Below are 1,424 nucleotides of genomic sequence, written 5' to 3'. Positions count from 1 at the left end.
GGGGCGGGGGTGCCGGGCGATGCCGGCGGCGGCAGTTGGTTCGCCGTCACCTTGCCGGCGGGCGCGGCCTCCAGCGGTGCCGGCTGCTGGTCATCCATCGAGGAGAAACGCGAGGTCGAACAGCCGCTCGCAACGAGCGCCGCCAGCGATACGGCCACCAGACCGGTTTTCGAAAAAGTCATTCCAACCTCCGTCGGATCCGGCTGGGGGGAAGCCGTCCGCACAATCTCACCCCCACCAAGATGGAGAAGGTGGCGAAATTTCAACCCGATATGGTTAAAATACAGTTTGCAGCAAGAATTGTTGCAAATTTATCGCAATCGCGGCGGCTGACCGCTTGTCGCGCGTCGCCTGGGGATCCGGTCAAAGCAGTGCAGCGCCGACATCGACGGTTGGACGCTTGCGCGAGCCGCCTTAGCGCCTATGTCTGGAAAACGAAACACCTGCCGGAGCCGCAAAATTGGCCGCGAGAAAGACAGCCGCCAATCGCTATTATAGCGGCCCGCCCAGCGACCATTTCGACGGCGCATTGTTCTTCAATCCCGACGGCCAGCCACCCGGCCGTTTCGCCGACCTGCTGAAATGGCAGTTGAATGGCCAGCGCTCGAAATGGCCGGCGAGCGATGCAAGCCCCTTTCCGCAGGCAAAGCCGGCGACAAGGGTCGAGGGCGCCGCGCTGGAAGTGACCATGGTTGGTCATTCCACCTTGCTGGTCCAGACGGCCGGTCTGAACATCCTTACCGATCCGGTATGGTCGTTGCGCGCCTCGCCGCTTTCCTTCGCCGGACCAAAACGCATCAATGCGCCAGGCATCGCCTTGCCGACCTGCCGCCGATCGACCTCGTGCTGGTCAGCCACAACCACTATGACCATCTCGACCTCGCCACGTTGAAGCGGCTGAAGGCCGGCCACGACCCGCTGGTGCTCACTCCGCTCGGCAACGACGCCATCATCGAAGCCGCCGTGCCCGGCATGCGACTGTCGGCGCATGACTGGGGCGACAGCGTCGAGATCGGCAATGGCGCCGCCGTCCATGTCGAGCCGGTGCATCACTGGTCGGCGCGTGGCGCCCGAGACCGGCGCATGGCGCTCTGGGCCGGCTTTGTCGTCGAAACGCCTGACGGCAAGCTCTATTTCGCCGGCGATACCGGCTTCCACGATGGCATCAACTACCGGCGGATGGCCGAGAAACATGGCGGTTTCCGCTTCGCCATCCTGCCGATCGGCGCCTATGAGCCGCGCTGGTTCATGGCGCCGCAGCACCAGAATCCTGGGAAGCCGTGCAAGGCATGACGCTGTGCAACGCCGCCCATGCCGCCGGCTGTCACTGGGGCACCTTCCAGCTCACCGACGAGCTGATCGACGAGCCGGCGCGCAAATTGACCGAGGCGCTTGACGATCAAGGCATCGGTTCGACGGAACCC

2 pseudogenes are annotated in these 1,424 nt (G+C 64.1%); one reads left to right on the top strand and one right to left on the bottom strand.

Going from position 1 to position 1,424, the window contains the following annotated elements:
* Positions 1-182 (bottom strand): annotated as a pseudogene (locus tag EN879_RS35775) (hypothetical protein); the annotation flags it as partial.
* A gap of 278 nt (positions 183-460) precedes the next feature.
* Here EN879_RS35775 and EN879_RS35770 point away from each other — a divergent pair.
* Positions 461-1,424, top strand: a pseudogene (locus EN879_RS35770) (MBL fold metallo-hydrolase); the annotation flags it as partial.

Origin of the sequence: Mesorhizobium sp. M7A.F.Ca.AU.002.02.1.1 (genome assembly GCF_003998535.1) — a bacterium.
Classification (GTDB): domain Bacteria; phylum Pseudomonadota; class Alphaproteobacteria; order Rhizobiales; family Rhizobiaceae; genus Mesorhizobium; species Mesorhizobium ciceri.
The sequence above is the reverse complement of the archived record's forward strand: the minus strand, read 5'-3'. Positions and strand labels throughout refer to the sequence as shown.